Below are 14,787 nucleotides of genomic sequence, written 5' to 3' on the forward strand. Positions count from 1 at the left end.
CACCGCGGACATGCCCACCCCTAGCCTCGAGGACTGGACATGATGCCATCTTGTCCAGGCATGGGCGCCAAGAATGGGCATGTCCCGCGGGGCAGCCCAAGGAAGAAGCGCGCCCCACCGTTTCCAAGTGCCGCACCGTTCAGCGGCTCATCGGAGACCTACCCGCGGAAGTAGCCCGCGAGATCGACGATGATCTGCACCGATCCCGTCGAGAAATTCGTAATCTTGACATTGCCGTCCGGCCCCACCGGGATCACAGCGAAGTTGGCGACCGTCTGTCCGCGCGCGTAGGACAGGTTCGCCGCGTTCGGTGTGGACGCCCCAGAACCGAACGCCGTGAGGAACCCGCTGGACCTGGATTCGGTGGCGGTCAGGTTGACCACCACGGCGGCCACGGTGGTGGGGATTCCCTTGACGCCGCGCACGTGGAACGTCAGCGATCCTCCCGCCGCCACGGGGCCCGAGGACAGCCGCGTGTCCAGGAACCGTGTGGGGCTCAGGGCGCGGAGGGCTCCGGCCTGCGCTGGTTTGCCTGGCAGGAAATACCCCTGGAGGTCTGCCATGACCTCCGCCGTGCCGGCCGAGGTGTTCGCAACCGTCACCTTCCCGTCAGTCCCGAGGGGGACCACCACGAGGTTGGACACCGTCTGCCCGGCTGTGTAGCTTAAGCTGGACGCCGTCGGCTTCGTGGAACCCGCGGGGTACGCGGTCAGGAAACCGAAGCTCTTCGTCTGGGTCGTTGTGAGGTTCAGGACCACCGCGGATGCGTTCATCGGAATCCCCAGCTTGCCGCCGACTGTAAAGGTCACCGATCGACCGCCTGAAACGGGTCCCGAGGACAACCGCGTATCCAGCAGCCGCGTGGGTGCGACGGAACTGAACGTCCCCGGTGCGGACGGTACGCCTTCGTGGAAATACGCTGACACTCCGACGATCAAATGCGCTGACCCGGACGACGTGTTGGTGAGCGTCAGCCGGCCGTCCGCGCCCAGGGGCACAATGGCGAGGTTGGAAACGGTCTGCCCGGCTTCATAGTTCAGGTTCGAAGTGCTCGGATTGTCGGTTCCGGAGGCGTGTGCGGTTATGTAGCCGTTCGACGTCGGCGAGGTCACTGTGAGGTTCACCACGACCGCAGACGCGTCGGCCGGAACGCCCCTAACGCCGGCGACGCGGAACGATACCGATTTGCCCGCGGCCACCCGTCCCGGCCAAATCCTGGTGTCCAGGAATCGGGTTGGGTTTATGGCGATGGCCCTGCCAGCGCAGTTCGGCACGGCGAAATCAGGCGTGGCGGTGTCGGACGTTTGAGTGTTCGCGATCGCCCGCCTGTACGCGGCAAGGTATGTCCTGCCCAGGTATTCGATACCTTCACGGGAGAAGTGGGTTGAGTCACCCGGATTCAGGGCGCAGGCCATCGAGAGCGCGAAGCCGGTATAGGCGACGCGGCCTGGGGTTTGGTAGTGGCTCCTGTCCACGTTGCCCCTGCCCGGTGTGGCGGCGATGCCTTCCGGCGACATCCGTCCCACGACGAAGGGCAGCTTGGGTGCGGACAGTTGGTCGCGGAAGTAGGCAATGAGCTGGTCCAGCTTCGCGCTGTAGCTCGCAGTGCTTGTGGCGGAGCTGCTCTCGCCCTGGTGCCAGAGAATCCCCTTGAGGACGACGGCGTAGCCGGCTGCTTTGGCCGCCGCTGTGCCGCTCAACGTCTGTTTGACAGCAAGCGCCCCCAAATCGTACTCCGGGGCGGAAGCCGTGCCGACGGACCAGGTCAAAGTCGCCGGCCGGCCGTCGAAGGCGGTGTCGCCGTGCGCTGCAGGGATGATGAGGACTCCGACGTCTGCTGGCTGGGTCTTTAGATACTCCCGAGCAAACGTCGTGGCGGGCGAAAGTCCGTTGGGCGTGTCGTGCATGTCCAACGGCACCGAAGCGGGCCGAAACGTGGGGGTTTTCGCTCCGTACTGGAAGATGCGCGGGTCTGCCACGTCATCCGTACTGTCAAGGGGCAGGCCCCGCCCGGACATGTTCGACTGTCCGGCCGCGACGAAGACGTGAAGGGTGGTGATGGCCCTTGCGGCCTGCCCCGGCACAATGCCCGCGACCATCAGGGCAAAAACAGTCAGGCCGATCAGGAAGCCGTGAAGCCACATGCCCCGGTCCGAAGTCGGGGACCGCCCGGAGGAGTCCGGGGCCCAATGCCGGCGCAGTGGTCGCAGGATAAAGGCCGCTGTGGAGGAAGGCATTACCCTCACAGCCGGCGGTGCCGGATTCGGGGGACCATATCGCTTTCCCCAACTAGCCATAGCTCACACTGTCGCCGAGCTACCTTGAGGTTTTCTTGCCCGCGGCGGCGACCCTCGGCACGCGGTCAAAGCGGTGAAAGTGGCGAACAACCCGGCCGGTGCCCTCCTCCCCTCAGGCCGTCGTCGGGACGCCCAAGGCACCGCCCAAATGGACGCTGGCTGCGACCGGCGGCTATCGTTCACACAAACCCGACCAGGCCGCGAAAGAGGATCGATGAAGATCACCGGTGCAGTACTTGAAGAAATCGGGCGCCCGCGTCCCTTCGCGGAATCCAGGCCCATCAGCATCTCCGAGCTGGAGCTGGCGGCTCCCGGGCCCACCGAGATCCTCGTCCGGATGGAGGCCGCCGGGATCTGCCACTCTGACCTGAGCGTCGTCGACGGCAACCGGGTCCGGCCGGTCCCCATGCTTCTGGGCCATGAGGCCGCGGGCCGGATCGTGACGGTCGGCTCCGCCGTCGCCGACCTGCGGCCCGGGCAGCGCGTGGTCATGTCCTTCCTGCCGCGATGCGAGAGCTGCCCGAACTGCGCCGAAGACGGCAGGCTGCCCTGCACCGCGGGCTCGAAGAGCAACAACGACGGAACGCTGCTGCACGGATCCAGGCACCTGAGCCGCAACGGCGCGACGGTCCACCACCACCTGGGCGTCTCAGGTTTCGCGACCCATGCCGTGGTGGACCGCGCGTCGGCCGTGCCGGTGGACGACGACATCCCCGCGGACATAGCCGCGGTCCTGGGCTGCGCCGTACTGACCGGGGGCGGCGCCGTGCTGAACGCGGCCCGGCCGCGCCCGCAGGACAGCATCATGATCGTCGGCCTTGGAGGCGTGGGCATGGCGGCGCTCATCACCGCCATCTCGCAGGGCATCTCGCGGATCATCGCCGTGGACACGCTGGAGCAGAAACTCGATCACGCCCGCCGCCTCGGCGCCCACGAAACGTACACCCCGCAGCAGGTCCTCGAGGAGGGCGTCAAGGCCAGATACGTGATCGAGTGCGCCGGTAATGCCCGCGCGTTCGAAACCGCGTTCGCCGCCACCTCCCCCGGCGGCACCACCGTCACGGCCGGGCTGCCGTCCCCCGAGGCCCGGGCCCAGCTGGCGCCGCTGACCGTCACCGCCGAGGCGAGGACGATCGTGGGCAGCTACCTCGGTTCCGCCGTACCGTCGCGGGACATCCCGCAATACGCCCAGCTGTGGCGGGACGGGAAACTGCCGGTCGAGGAGCTGATTTCGGACCGTATCGCCCTGGCCGACATCAACCAGGCCATGGACCAGCTGGCTGACGGCCAGGCCATCCGGCAGGTCATCATGTTCGACGGCGGCGAGCCCGCCTAGCACCCGGCCCGGGACCCGGCCGCCCACCGCGGCCGGCTCCCGGAAAATCCGGCGAAAGGGAGGCGAAAGAGAGGCAAAACACTATCCGGGTTGCTTGCCTCCGGACTGCTCGAATGTGACAATCGCGCGTCACAATGTCACCATTAAGTAAATGAGCACAACTCATTTATCCAATCCCCCCGCTACAACGCCGGGCGATCCCTCGTTCAGTCCCTCCGCTAAGGCGCCGGGCGACACCTCGTTTTTCGGCCACCCAAAGATGCTGGCCAGTCTTTTCTCCGTAGAGATGTGGGAGCGATTCTCCTTCTACGGAATGCAGGGGATCCTCCTCTACTACATGTACTTCACGGCCGCCCAGGGTGGCCTTGAGATCCCACAGGCCATGGCCGCCGGCCTCGTCGGCGCCTACGGTGGCGGCGTCTACCTCTCCACGATCCTCGGCGCGTGGCTTGCTGACCGGCTCTTCGGCTCGGAGAAGGTGCTGTTCGGTGCGGCGATCCTGATCATGGCCGGCCACATCGGGCTGGCGCTCGTTCCCGGCATACCCGGCCTGATCGCCGGTCTGGTGCTGGTGGGCGTGGGCTCCGGCGGGCTGAAGGCCAACGCCACCGCCCTCGTCGGCAGCCTGTACGGCGAGAAAGACGAACGCCGCGACGCCGGATTCTCCATCTTCTACATGGGCATCAACGCCGGCGCGCTGATTGGCCCGCTGGTCACCGGCTGGCTGCAGGAAAGCCAGGGCTTCCACTGGGGCTTCGGCGCCGCCGCCATCGGCATGGCCATTGGCCTTGTCATCTACTCGCTGGGCCGCAAGAAGCTGCCCGAAGCAGCACAGCGGGTCCCGAATCCCCTTCCCGCTGCCCAGCGCACCCGCTACGGCCTGATCTTCGGCGGCATCGCCGTGATCATCGCTGCGCTGCTCGTGACCGGCACCGTGAACCCCGAGAACCTGGCCATGTCCATGGCCTACGCCGCAATCGGCGCGTCGGTGCTGTACTTCGCCCTGATCTTCAGCAGCAAGAAGGTCACCGCCGTCGAGCGCGGCCGGGTGACGGCGTTTATCCCGCTGTACATCGCCTCTGCCGCGTTCTGGGCGCTGTTCCAGCAGCAGTTCACCTTCATTGCCGTCTACTCGGAAGAGAAGCTGGACCGGAACCTCTTCGGCTGGGAAATGCCTGCCGCCTGGGTCCAGTCCATCAACCCGGTGTTCATCATCGTCTTTGCCGGCATCATGGCCGCCCTGTGGACCAGACTCGGCCGGAAGCAGCCCGGTTCTGCCCTGAAGTTCTCCGTAGGCCTCTTCGTCATGGGGCTGGCCTTCCTGGCCTTCATCCCGCTGGCCGGCGGCGGCAAGACCCCTCTGCTGGCCCTGGTCGGAATCCTGCTGCTGTTCACTCTCGCAGAGCTGTTCCTCTCCCCCATCGGCCTGTCCGTGACCACCAAGCTGGCGCCGAAGGCCTTCCACACCCAGATGGTGGCCCTGTTCTTCCTGTCAGTTTCCCTGGGCACCACACTGGCCGGCATCCTGTCCGGCCTGTACAACCCGAAGGACGAGCTGCCCTACTTCATCGGCATCGGCGGAACCGCGATGCTGCTGGCCGTGGGCCTGGCAATCGCCTCGCCGGCGATCAAGAAGCTCATGGGCGGCGTACGCTGACCCGATGAGCCCCGCACGTCGCGTCCCGGTTGAATCGCGCGTCTACACTCCCACCCCCGGCGAGGCGTCCGACGTCGAAATCATGCCGGCGGGCGACGTGACCGATGGTGTGGTGCGGGTTGGCGGAACCATCCGCCGCCCGCACCAACCGCAATCCCTCGCCGTTGCCGAGTACCTCGACTGGCTGGAGGACGCAGGCTTTGCGGGCTCCCCACGCTTCCTCGGCCGCGACGCACAGAGCCGGGATGTCCTGACCTTTGTTCAGGGCCGGTGCGCCGGGGCGCAACCGGAAGCGTGGGCGCAGTCCGAGAGGCTGCTGGCCTCCGTGGCCCGCCTGGTGCGGCGCCTGCACACGGCGTCGGCGGGCTTCGTGCCGCGGGCCCACTCGTTCCCGCCCAGGCCGGTCCGGCCGAACCCCTCCGATGCCACCGCGCTCATCTGCCATCTGGACGTCACACCCCAGAATGTGGTGGTCCGGGGCGGCCTGGCCGCGGGACTTGTCGATTTCGACCTCGCCGGACCCGCCACGGCACTCCACGATTCGCTCAACACTGCCATGCACTGGGTTCCGCTCCGCGACCCGTCAGACGCCTGGCCAGGCTGGGAAGACCAGGACCCATTCCGCCGGCTGCGCATTTTCGCCGACGCCTACGGCTGGACGGAGAATGAACGACGTCGGGTTCCCGTCGCCGGGATCGATGCCGCCGCGCTGAGCTACGAGCGGATGCGGCACAACGCCGCCGCCCTTGGCGGCGGCTGGGCTCGGATGTGGGAGGACGGCGTGGGCGGCCTCATCAACCGCCGCCGCGCGTGGCTTGAGGCCAATGCCGAACCGCTGGTGGCCGCGCTGACGCGCTGAGCCGACGCTTTGATGCAGACCGGCGATGGCCGCCGCGGGAGCGGTTAGGTGCCGTATCCGCTGTTGCGGGCCGTGCCGATGACCAGTCCAAAGATGACCAGCACCAGGACGGTGACGGCGATGCCCACGTACCCCATCACGAGGCCGGCGATCGCCATGCCCCGGCCGGCCGGTTCGCGCCGCAGGGCCAGGTGTCCCAGGATGACGGCGGCCAGCTGCGGAAGCAGGAAGAATCCGAAGCCCACCAGGGCGGCGATGCCGCAGCACATGCTGGCGATGCTCAGGCTCTTGGGCGCTGCCGGCACGCCGTAGTACGCCGGCTGGCCGTAGGCATTGGGGCTGCCCGGCTGGGCGTACGGCGACTGCTGCTGGCCATACGGCGAGGAGGGCTGGCCATAGGCAGGCTGTCCATAGCCCGCCGATCCCGCGGTATACGGCGTGCGGCCGGAGTCGCCGTAGATCGGCGGGTAAGGGCTGGAGTACGGGCCCTGGTCCGGCGCCGGCTGGCCAGGCTGCGGCTGACCTGCTTGCTGGCCGGGCTGCGGTTGGCCTGCTTGCTGACCCGTGTAGGGCTGTTCCTGCCACTGCTGTTGCGTGGCCGAAGGCTGCTGCGGGGCCTCAGCTTGCCGCGGGGGCTCGGGCTGTTGGGGGGCATCAGGCTGTTGCGGGGGCTCAGCTTGCCGCGGGGGCTCGGGCTGCGCGAACTGCTGCGTCGCCGATTGTTCCTGGTCCTGGCCGCCACCGGGCGCTGCCTGCTGCTGCGGAGCGTCCGGCTGCTGGTCCGGGAGGCGCAGCGTCGGCTGGTAGCCCTCCGGGGTCTCGTCTTTGCCTTGTTTTGGCTGGTCAGTCATGGCATGTCCCCTCAAGAAGTCCCTGCGTCCAGCGTACCGCCGTGGGGTTGGCTTGGGACCAGGCCCTTCGGCGGGTTTTCTTTTCGTCATAGGACCGGCTTTGACGCGAAACCGTGTTGCACGCCGGTGTCGTCTGGCATGCTGGTGCCATGGCTAGCCGCGCGGGCACAGTTGCCCAACCCCAGGACCTTGTTGACCTCACTGCGCTTTTGGATGCGTACTACGACGTTTCGCCGGACCTCTCGGACCCGGGCCAGCGTGTGGCCTTCGGCACCTCCGGACACCGGGGATCGAGCCTAAAGGCCTCCTTCAACGAACCCCATATCCTCGCCATCACGCAGGCGATCGTGGAATACCGTGCGGGCCAGGGCATCACCGGCCCCCTCTACATGGCGAAGGACACCCACGGCCTGAGCGAACCGGCTCAGAATTCCGCCCTCGAAGTACTGGCGGCCAACGGCGTTAATGTCCTCATCGATGCCCGCCACGGCTACACGCCCACCCCTGCCCTAAGCCACGCCATCCTCACGCACAACCGGAACGCCGCCCCCGGCGCACCGCAGGCCGACGGCATCGTGGTGACCCCCAGCCACAACCCCCCGGGCGACGGCGGATTCAAGTACAACCCGCCGCACGGCGGCCCCGCGGACACCGACGCCACCGGCTGGATCGCCAACCGCGCCAACGAGCTACTCGAGAATGGCCTGCGCGGCGTCAAGCGGATCCCCGTCGCCGAAGCCCTCGCGGCAGACACCACCGGCAAGTTCGATTTCCTTAGCAGCTACGTCGACGACCTTCCCTCGGTGCTGGACCTGAATGCCATCCGCGAGGCGGGTGTCCGGATCGGCGCGGACCCCATGGGCGGCGCGTCCGTGGACTACTGGGGCGAGATCGGCGAGCGCCACCACCTGAACCTCACGGTGGTTAACCCGACCGTTGACCCGCAGTGGGCCTTCATGACCCTGGACTGGGACGAGAAGATCCGGATGGACTGCTCCTCGCCGTCGGCGATGGCCTCGCTGATCACGAGGATGTCCGAAGGGGCGAAGTTCGACATCGCCACCGGCAACGACGCCGACGCCGACCGGCACGGCATCGTGACGCCTTTTGTTGATGGACAGGGCGGGCTGATGAACCCGAACCACTACCTCGCCGTCGCCATCGATTACCTCTACCGGCACCGCACCGGGTGGAACCCGCAGTCCGTGATCGGCAAGACCCTGGTGTCCTCCTCGATCATCGACCGTGTGGCGCAGAGCCTGGGGCGGAAGCTCGTTGAGGTTCCGGTGGGCTTCAAGTGGTTCGTTCCCGGCCTGCTGTCCGGCGAAGGGGCTTTCGGCGGCGAGGAATCCGCGGGCGCCTCCTTCAACAAGATGGACGGCAGCGTCTGGACCACGGACAAGGACGGCATCCTGCTGGCCCTGCTGGCCTCGGAGATCACGGCCGTCACCGGCAAGTCGCCGTCGCAGCTCTACAAGGGGCTCACGGACCAGTTCGGCGACCCCGTGTACGCCCGGATCGACGCCGCCGCCACGCGCGAGCAGAAGGCCTCGCTGGGCAAGCTCTCGCCGTCGGACGTCACTGCCACCGAGCTGGCCGGCGAAACGATCACCGCCAAACTGACCGAGGCGCCGGGCAACGGCGCGGCGATCGGCGGCCTCAAGGTGGTCACCGAAAACGCCTGGTTCGCGGCCCGTCCCTCCGGCACGGAGGACGTCTACAAGATCTACGCAGAGTCCTTCAAAGGCGCCGAGCACCTGAAGCAGGTCCAGGCCGAAGCGAAAGCGCTGGTGGACGGCGTTATTTCGTAGGTCCGCCGGTGGCCAACTCGGCGCGGTCCCGGCCAAGCGTCTTTGCCTGGTACAGGGCCGCGTCGGCCGAGACCACTGCGGCGTCGAGTCCACCAGGCGCGGAGCCGGTGGACGCGATGCCGTAGCTCACGGTGGGCAGCCGGGGAATGTCGGCGGACGCGGATTGATGGAGCTTGGCGCTGATGTCGGCTGCGATTGACTGCGCCCGCTCCGGCGTGACCCCCGGCAGCAGGAGGATGAATTCTTCTCCGCCGTAGCGGCCCACGAGGTCGGTGGAGCGGACGGTTCCGGCGCAGGCCTTGGCAAAGGCCTGCAGGGCGGAGTCCCCGGCCGAGTGGCCGAACTGGTCGTTGATCGCCTTGAAGTGGTCAAGGTCCGCCAGGATGAGCGAGGCCGTGGTGCCGGTCCGGCGCAGGCGGCGCAGTTCGTTCTCCGCCAGGTCCAGGAACGCCGAGCGGTTGAGCAGGCCAGTGAGGCCGTCCACGGTGGCCCGTGCCCGCAGATCCTGGGTCTGTTGTTCGTAGCTCAGCTCGGCCATGGTGAAGGAGGCGACCACCAGCGTGATCGTCGAGAAGACGGTCATGGGGCCGGAGCCGAAGACCGTGGTGAAGATTGCACTGTCCGGCCCGTTCGTCAGGAACACGACGAGGCGGCCCAGGTAGAAAACAGCCAGGATGCCGGCTCCGACAGCGAGGGGCCGATGCACGCGGGAGTAGTCGCGTTCGAGCAGGAACAGCTCCCGGGATCCCATGCCGATCAGCAGGGCCATGAATCCCAGGTACACCGGGCCTCCCGCCCACGTGTTGGTGGCCGGGTGGTCCAAGGCTGAAGCGACGGCGGTGGCGGCGGGGCCGGCCGCGAGGTGCCAGGACCGCGGTGAAGGGGCGCGCAGCGATCGCCCACCGGCCCAGATGCTTGCGGCGCCGGCGACCAGCAGGACGTTGCCGGCCGGAATGGCCCAGGCCTGGTGGACCGTTCCGTCCATCAGATACGCGGCATTGCCGACCAGGAACAGCAGGAGGGCCATGCACCACCAGCCGCTGTAGGGGGACCTCGTGCGCCGGAACGTAATGAAGTAGAAAAGCAGCAGCAGTGTCAGGTCGACCAGCGCCAAGGAAACCCTCAGTGTCGCGGTGTCAAGCATCATGTAGTGGCCCCCCGGTCCGCTCTTGACTTGCCCGAATGCATCGCTTCATCGTCGAAGTTGCCCTTAGTATGGCACCGGTCGTGCGGGAATCCACCGCTGGGGTCACAGATATGACGTGTTGGACCTCGTAGGAGGCCGTTCCGGTGCTCAGGCCGGGACTTCGGTCCACATTTTGAGTACCCGGCGGGTGGCGTGCCTGCCGTCGGGGGCCATGTCCACCAGCGCTATCCGGTCCAGCGCGACGGCGTCGCCCTGCCGGAGCCGTTTGTCGCCGTGGTGGGAGACGTGCGGCCGGTACCCTTCCAGGGTGTACGCAGGCGTGGAAATCCTGCCGGGCAGCTGCTCCACCATCCGGACCAGCTGGTTGTGGAGAAACTGCAGCTGGTCGCTGGGTTCGATCAGGCTGACCGGGATGGAGCCGGCGCGGCCAAAACCGGCTTCGCCGGCCACGCGCAGGCTGGAACCCAGGACCGCGGCCACCGGATCCGCCATGAGTGCGGCGATCTGCCCGGCGAGCGGATCGTCCTGGACCGGCATTGTGCCCGGTTCGGTTTCGGCGCGTGCGTCCTGGTGGGGTTCGACGACGTCGAACTTGACCAATGTGATGTGCAGCGGCCAGTCATCACGGGGAAACTCGAGCCCCTCGGCTACCGGCTCCACGAAGGCCACCGCGATCAGGTTCCGCATGGGAAAAGTGTGCCATGCCAAGGCCGCCACGGACCGTGGCATTTTGCGAAAACACACGGTGCCGGAGACAAGGGCGCGGACTAAAATTAGAAGTGGCCCTGGATGTGGGCCGTGCGCTGAACCGCAGAATCACATCCCGAGTGCCTCCGGCCTGTCCCCCATGGTGCCGGAGGCACCTCCGCGGAAAGACAGCACCGGAGGCACCTCCGCGGATAGGCAGCGTCGGAGGCACCTCCGCGGATAGGCAGCGCCGGAGGCACCTCCGCGAGCTAGGGCCTTTAGACGGTACGGACGACGTCCTCGTAGGCGAACTTCGGCTTGGCTGCGCCCCAGGCGTCTTCACCGGGCTGGCCGATGTTGACCACCAGGAAGCTCTTCTGGCTCCCGTCGGGGAAGAACGCGGCGTCGATCTTGGCGAAATCGGCACCGGTCATGGGACCGGCGGCCAGGCCCAGGGAGCGGACCGCGAGGATGAAGTAGCCGGCCTGCAGGTGGGCGTTGTTGTTGCCGGTGGACGCGGCGAGGTCCGGTGCGGCGTCGTACATGGCCTTGGGGGCGTTGTAGCCGGGAAGGAACGTGTCCCACTGCTCCTGCCAGGCGGTGTCGTAGCTCAGGACGGCGACCAGCGGCGCGGAGGCCGTCTTGGCGCGGTTTCCGGCGGACAGGGCATCCACGAGTGTGGCCCGGGCGTCGTCGGAACGCACGTAGGTGACGCGCAGCGGCTGTGAGTTGAAAGCGGTGGGTCCGAACTTCGTCAGTTCGTAGATGGCGCGGGCCTGCTGCTCGGTAACGTCGCCGGTAAAGGCGTTCGCGGTGCGGGCTTCGGCAAAGATGGCGTCGACGGCGGCTGCCTCGATTACTGCTTCATCGTGGGCGATTGTCATTGGCATCCCTTTCGCTGTGCCGGCGCGCCCTTTGGGTGGCCGGCTTTTGCTGTCCATAGTTTGTGGTCACTACTTGCAACTTCAACTTCCGGCGTCTGCTTCCCGCAAAGCCCTGTGACCTCCGGCACACACCACCCAAAGCGGCCACTGCTAGACCCGGCCCCAACCGTCCCGAGGCGGACGGCCGGCAAAACCCTGCGCGGTAAAGTTGCTCGGGAAGATTCCTTCCGCGCCCGCCCCACATTCTCTGAAAGGCTCCCGGCAATGAGCATGCTCGGCACCAAATGGAAGCTCCACGGCAACGGCAAGTCTGTCCGCCCCGGTGAGGTCGTCCGGCCTGATGAGCGGCTCACCTGGCCCCTGACGGTGGGGATCGGGATGCAGCACGTCGTGGCGATGTTCGGCGCCACCTTCCTGGTCCCGATCATCACGGGCATGCCGCCGGCCACCACCTTGTTCTTCTCCGGCATCGGCACCCTCCTGTTCCTGGTCATCACGCAGGGGCGGGTGCCGAGCTACCTCGGTTCCAGCTTCGCGTTCATAGCCCCGATCATGGCTTCCCAGCAGCAGTTCGGCGTCCCCGGGGCACTGGGCGGGGTGGTGCTGGCGGGCGCGACGCTCGCCGTCGTCGGTGCCGTGGTGCAGAAATTCGGTGCCGGCTGGATCAACCGGGTCATGCCGCCGATCGTGACCGGCGCGATCGTGGCGCTGATCGGTTTGAACCTGGCGCCCGCGGCGAAGGCCAACTTCGACTTGGCCCCCGTCACGGCCTTCATCACCCTGGCCGTCATCATCGTGGTCAGCGTGCTGTTCCGCGGCATGCTGGGCCGGCTGAGCATCCTGGTGGGCGTTCTGGTGGGCTACCTGGTTGCGATGATCCGGGGCGAGGTGGACTTCTCCAAGATGGAGGGTGCCGCGTGGGTGGGCCTGCCGCATTTCCAGACTCCCGAATTCCACCTCGGCGTCGTGGGCCTCTTCGTTCCGGTGGTGCTGGTGCTGGTGGCGGAGAACATCGGCCACGTGAAGTCCGTGTCGGCCATGACGGGCCAGAACCTCGACGGCGTCTCCGGCCGGGCGCTGCTGGCCGACGGCGCCGCCACCATGCTTGCCGGGTTTGGCGGCGGGTCCGGTACTACCACGTACGCGGAGAACATCGGCGTCATGGCTGCCACCAAGGTGTATTCGACGGCGGCCTACTGGGTGGCCGGCATCTTCGCGGTGATCCTGAGCTTCTCGCCGAAGTTCGGCGAGCTGATCGCCACTGTCCCTGCCGGTGTCCTGGGCGGCGCGGCCACGATGCTTTACGGGATGATCGGCGTGCTGGGCGTGAAGATCTGGGTCCAGAACAAGGTGAATTTCTCAAACTCGATCAACCTGACCACGGCCGCCGTGGCCCTGATCGTCGGGATTGCGGACTACACCTGGACCATTGGCGACCTGAAGTTCACCGGGATCGCGCTGGGCTCGGCCGCGGCCCTGGTGATCTACCACGGCATGAAGGCGATCGCGAAGGCGCGCGGCACGGTGGCGGAGCCGGAAACCGAAGATCCGGCGCCGGCTGCGGCCTCGGCGGCCGCGGTGAAGGCAGCCGTCAAGCGCACCCCCAAGAAGCGCCGCTAGGAAACTACTGCTGGGAAAGCACTGCTGGCGGGCGATAACCCGATACTCAGGGCTGGCTACTCCGCCGGCCGGTCCTTCGCCTCTGCTGCCCCTGCCCCGCCTTCCGCACTGGCCGGTTCCGCCGGCTCGTAGGTGTGGTCAAAAGGCATCTCGTTGAGATTCAGGTTGTCATTGGTGTCCTGGCCCGCAACCAGCTCATGGGCTTCCTCCACCGTGTCCACGCTCGGCATGGAGCCGAGGAGCGGGCGTCCGGCGGTTTCGCGGATGAAGTAGACCGCCACGGCGCCGACGGCCGAGGTGGCAATGAGGTAGTAGGCCGGCATCATGTCGTTTCCGGTGGCGGCGATGAGCGCGGCAATCACAAACGGGGCGGTGCCACCGAAGATTGCCACCGCGAAATTGTACGCAATGCCCATGGCACCGTACCGGCTGGCCGTGGGGAACAGCGCCGGCAGGGCAGAGGCCAGATTCGCCACGTAGAACGTCAGCGGAAAAGCGACGAGAGCCAGGCCCAGGAGGGTGGACCAGATCTCCCCCACGCCAATCAGCAGGAAGGCCGGGGCCGCCAGGATCACAGTCCCGAGCGAACCGATCCACAGCACCGGGCGGCGGCCGATCCGGTCCGAGAGCCGGCCGGTGAGCGGGATGGCCGCAGACATCGCCACTAGGACGGGAATGGTCAGCAGCGTGCCATGCAGTTCGTCATAGCCCAGATTCGACGTCAGATACGTCGGCATATAGGACGTCAGCGCGTAGCCGACGATGTTGGCCGCCGCGACCAGGATCATGGCCAACAGGATGTTCTGCCAATGGGATGCAACGATCGCTACCGGGCCCTTTGCCGCGGCCTCACCGTCCCCGCCGGCTTCTCCGGCGGCCTGGGCGTCAAGGCTGGCCTGGAACGTCGGGGACTCCTCAATCTTCATGCGGAAGTAGATGGCCACCAGCCCCAGCGGACCGGCGATCAGGAACGGAATGCGCCAGCCCCACGCCTCCATCGTGTCGCCGCCGAGCACCACCTGCAGCAGCGTTACCAGGGCCGCGCCGATGGCGAAGCCCATGTAGCTGCCAAGGTCCAGGAAGCTGGCGAAGTAGCCGCGGCGGGCGTCCGGGGCGTGTTCGCTGACAAAGGTCGTGGCACCGGCATACTCACCGCCGGTCGAGAATCCCTGGATGAGTTTGGTGACCACCAGAAGAACGGCCGCCCAGATACCAAGCACGGCGTACCCGGGCAGGAGCCCCACCACGAAGGTCGAGGCCGCCATGATGATGAGGGTCATCGCGAGGACCTTCTGGCGGCCGATCTTGTCGCCAAGCCAGCCGAAGAACACCCCGCCCAGCGGCCGCGCAATGAAGGTGGCGCCGAAGGTGCCGAGCAGGAACAGGTTCTGCACGGTCTTGTCCGCCTCCGGCAGGAAGACGGGGCCCATGGTGGTGATCAGGTAGCCGAACACGCCGACGTCGTACCACTCCATGGTGTTCCCGACGATGGTGCCGCCGAGGGCCTTGCGCATGACGCGCCGGTCCACGACGTTGATGTGTTCGACCTCTAGCCGGCGCTCTTGGAGCTTCGCCCGGCGGGAGTTGTGCTTCGTGGACATATCGTCCTCCTGGGAAGGCCATGTGTGCTCATGGCCC

Annotated in this window: 11 protein-coding genes; 5 read left to right on the plus strand and 6 right to left on the minus strand. The window is 67.0% G+C overall.

Annotated elements, in window-relative coordinates:
• Nucleotides 1–158: 158 nt before the first annotated feature.
• Nucleotides 159–2,144 (minus strand): sialate O-acetylesterase, encoded by a 1,986-nt coding sequence (locus tag AC1DDO_RS07310; RefSeq protein WP_476866873.1) that lies wholly within the window; start codon nt 2,142–2,144, stop codon nt 159–161.
• Nucleotides 2,145–2,511: 367 nt separating this feature from the next.
• On the opposite strand from AC1DDO_RS07310, the gene AC1DDO_RS07315 reads away from it, so the two are divergent.
• The 3 genes from AC1DDO_RS07315 (at nt 2,512) to AC1DDO_RS07325 (ending at nt 6,149) form a co-directional block, all read left to right on the plus strand.
• Nucleotides 2,512–3,633 carry an alcohol dehydrogenase catalytic domain-containing protein gene (locus AC1DDO_RS07315; RefSeq protein WP_476866872.1) on the plus strand — a complete coding sequence of 374 codons (1,122 nt, stop codon included), beginning with the start codon at nt 2,512–2,514 and terminating at the stop codon, nt 3,631–3,633.
• Between the two features lie 151 nt (nt 3,634–3,784).
• Nucleotides 3,785–5,290, plus strand: coding sequence for a peptide MFS transporter (locus AC1DDO_RS07320; RefSeq protein WP_476971634.1), 1,506 nt, complete (start codon nt 3,785–3,787; stop codon nt 5,288–5,290).
• A gap of 4 nt (nt 5,291–5,294) precedes the next feature.
• Entirely contained in the window at nt 5,295–6,149 is an 855-nt protein-coding gene (locus AC1DDO_RS07325) for a phosphotransferase (RefSeq protein WP_476866871.1), read from the plus strand.
• Nucleotides 6,150–6,193: 44 nt separating this feature from the next.
• Here AC1DDO_RS07325 and AC1DDO_RS07330 read toward each other — a convergent pair whose 3' ends face one another.
• A complete protein-coding gene (locus AC1DDO_RS07330; protein ID WP_476866870.1) occupies nt 6,194–7,000 on the minus strand; it encodes a DUF4190 domain-containing protein in 807 nt (268 codons plus the stop codon).
• Nucleotides 7,001–7,149: 149 nt separating this feature from the next.
• On the opposite strand from AC1DDO_RS07330, the gene pgm reads away from it, so the two are divergent.
• Nucleotides 7,150–8,811: a phosphoglucomutase (alpha-D-glucose-1,6-bisphosphate-dependent) gene (gene pgm / locus AC1DDO_RS07335; RefSeq protein ID WP_476866869.1), complete on the plus strand. Its 1,662-nt coding sequence runs from the start codon at nt 7,150–7,152 to the stop codon at nt 8,809–8,811.
• Here pgm and AC1DDO_RS07340 read toward each other — a convergent pair.
• The 3 genes from AC1DDO_RS07340 to AC1DDO_RS07350 all read right to left on the minus strand — a co-directional run bounded on the left by AC1DDO_RS07340 (nt 8,801) and on the right by AC1DDO_RS07350 (nt 11,529).
• Nucleotides 8,801–9,958, minus strand: a complete 1,158-nt coding sequence (locus AC1DDO_RS07340) for a GGDEF domain-containing protein (RefSeq protein ID WP_476866868.1) — start codon at nt 9,956–9,958, stop codon at nt 8,801–8,803. The two genes, pgm and AC1DDO_RS07340, sit on opposite strands and share 11 nt — an antisense overlap.
• Before the next feature lie 147 nt (nt 9,959–10,105).
• Nucleotides 10,106–10,645 carry a 2'-5' RNA ligase family protein gene (locus tag AC1DDO_RS07345; protein WP_476866867.1) on the minus strand — a complete coding sequence of 180 codons (540 nt, stop codon included), beginning with the start codon at nt 10,643–10,645 and terminating at the stop codon, nt 10,106–10,108.
• Nucleotides 10,646–10,923: 278 nt separating this feature from the next.
• Entirely contained in the window at nt 10,924–11,529 is a 606-nt protein-coding gene (locus tag AC1DDO_RS07350) for a malonic semialdehyde reductase (protein WP_441408272.1), read from the minus strand.
• Between the two features lie 264 nt (nt 11,530–11,793).
• Between AC1DDO_RS07350 and AC1DDO_RS07355 the strand changes: the two genes are divergently transcribed.
• The gene (locus AC1DDO_RS07355) at nt 11,794–13,149 is read left to right on the plus strand and encodes a uracil-xanthine permease family protein (RefSeq protein ID WP_476866866.1); all 1,356 of its coding nucleotides are present in this window, start codon (nt 11,794–11,796) and stop codon (nt 13,147–13,149) included.
• A gap of 56 nt (nt 13,150–13,205) precedes the next feature.
• On the opposite strand, the gene AC1DDO_RS07360 is transcribed toward AC1DDO_RS07355, so the two are convergent.
• Entirely contained in the window at nt 13,206–14,750 is a 1,545-nt protein-coding gene (locus tag AC1DDO_RS07360) for an MFS transporter (RefSeq protein ID WP_476866865.1), read from the minus strand.
• Between the last annotated feature and the right edge of the window lie 37 nt (nt 14,751–14,787).

It is taken from the genome of Arthrobacter sp. 10N43, assembly GCF_056394525.1.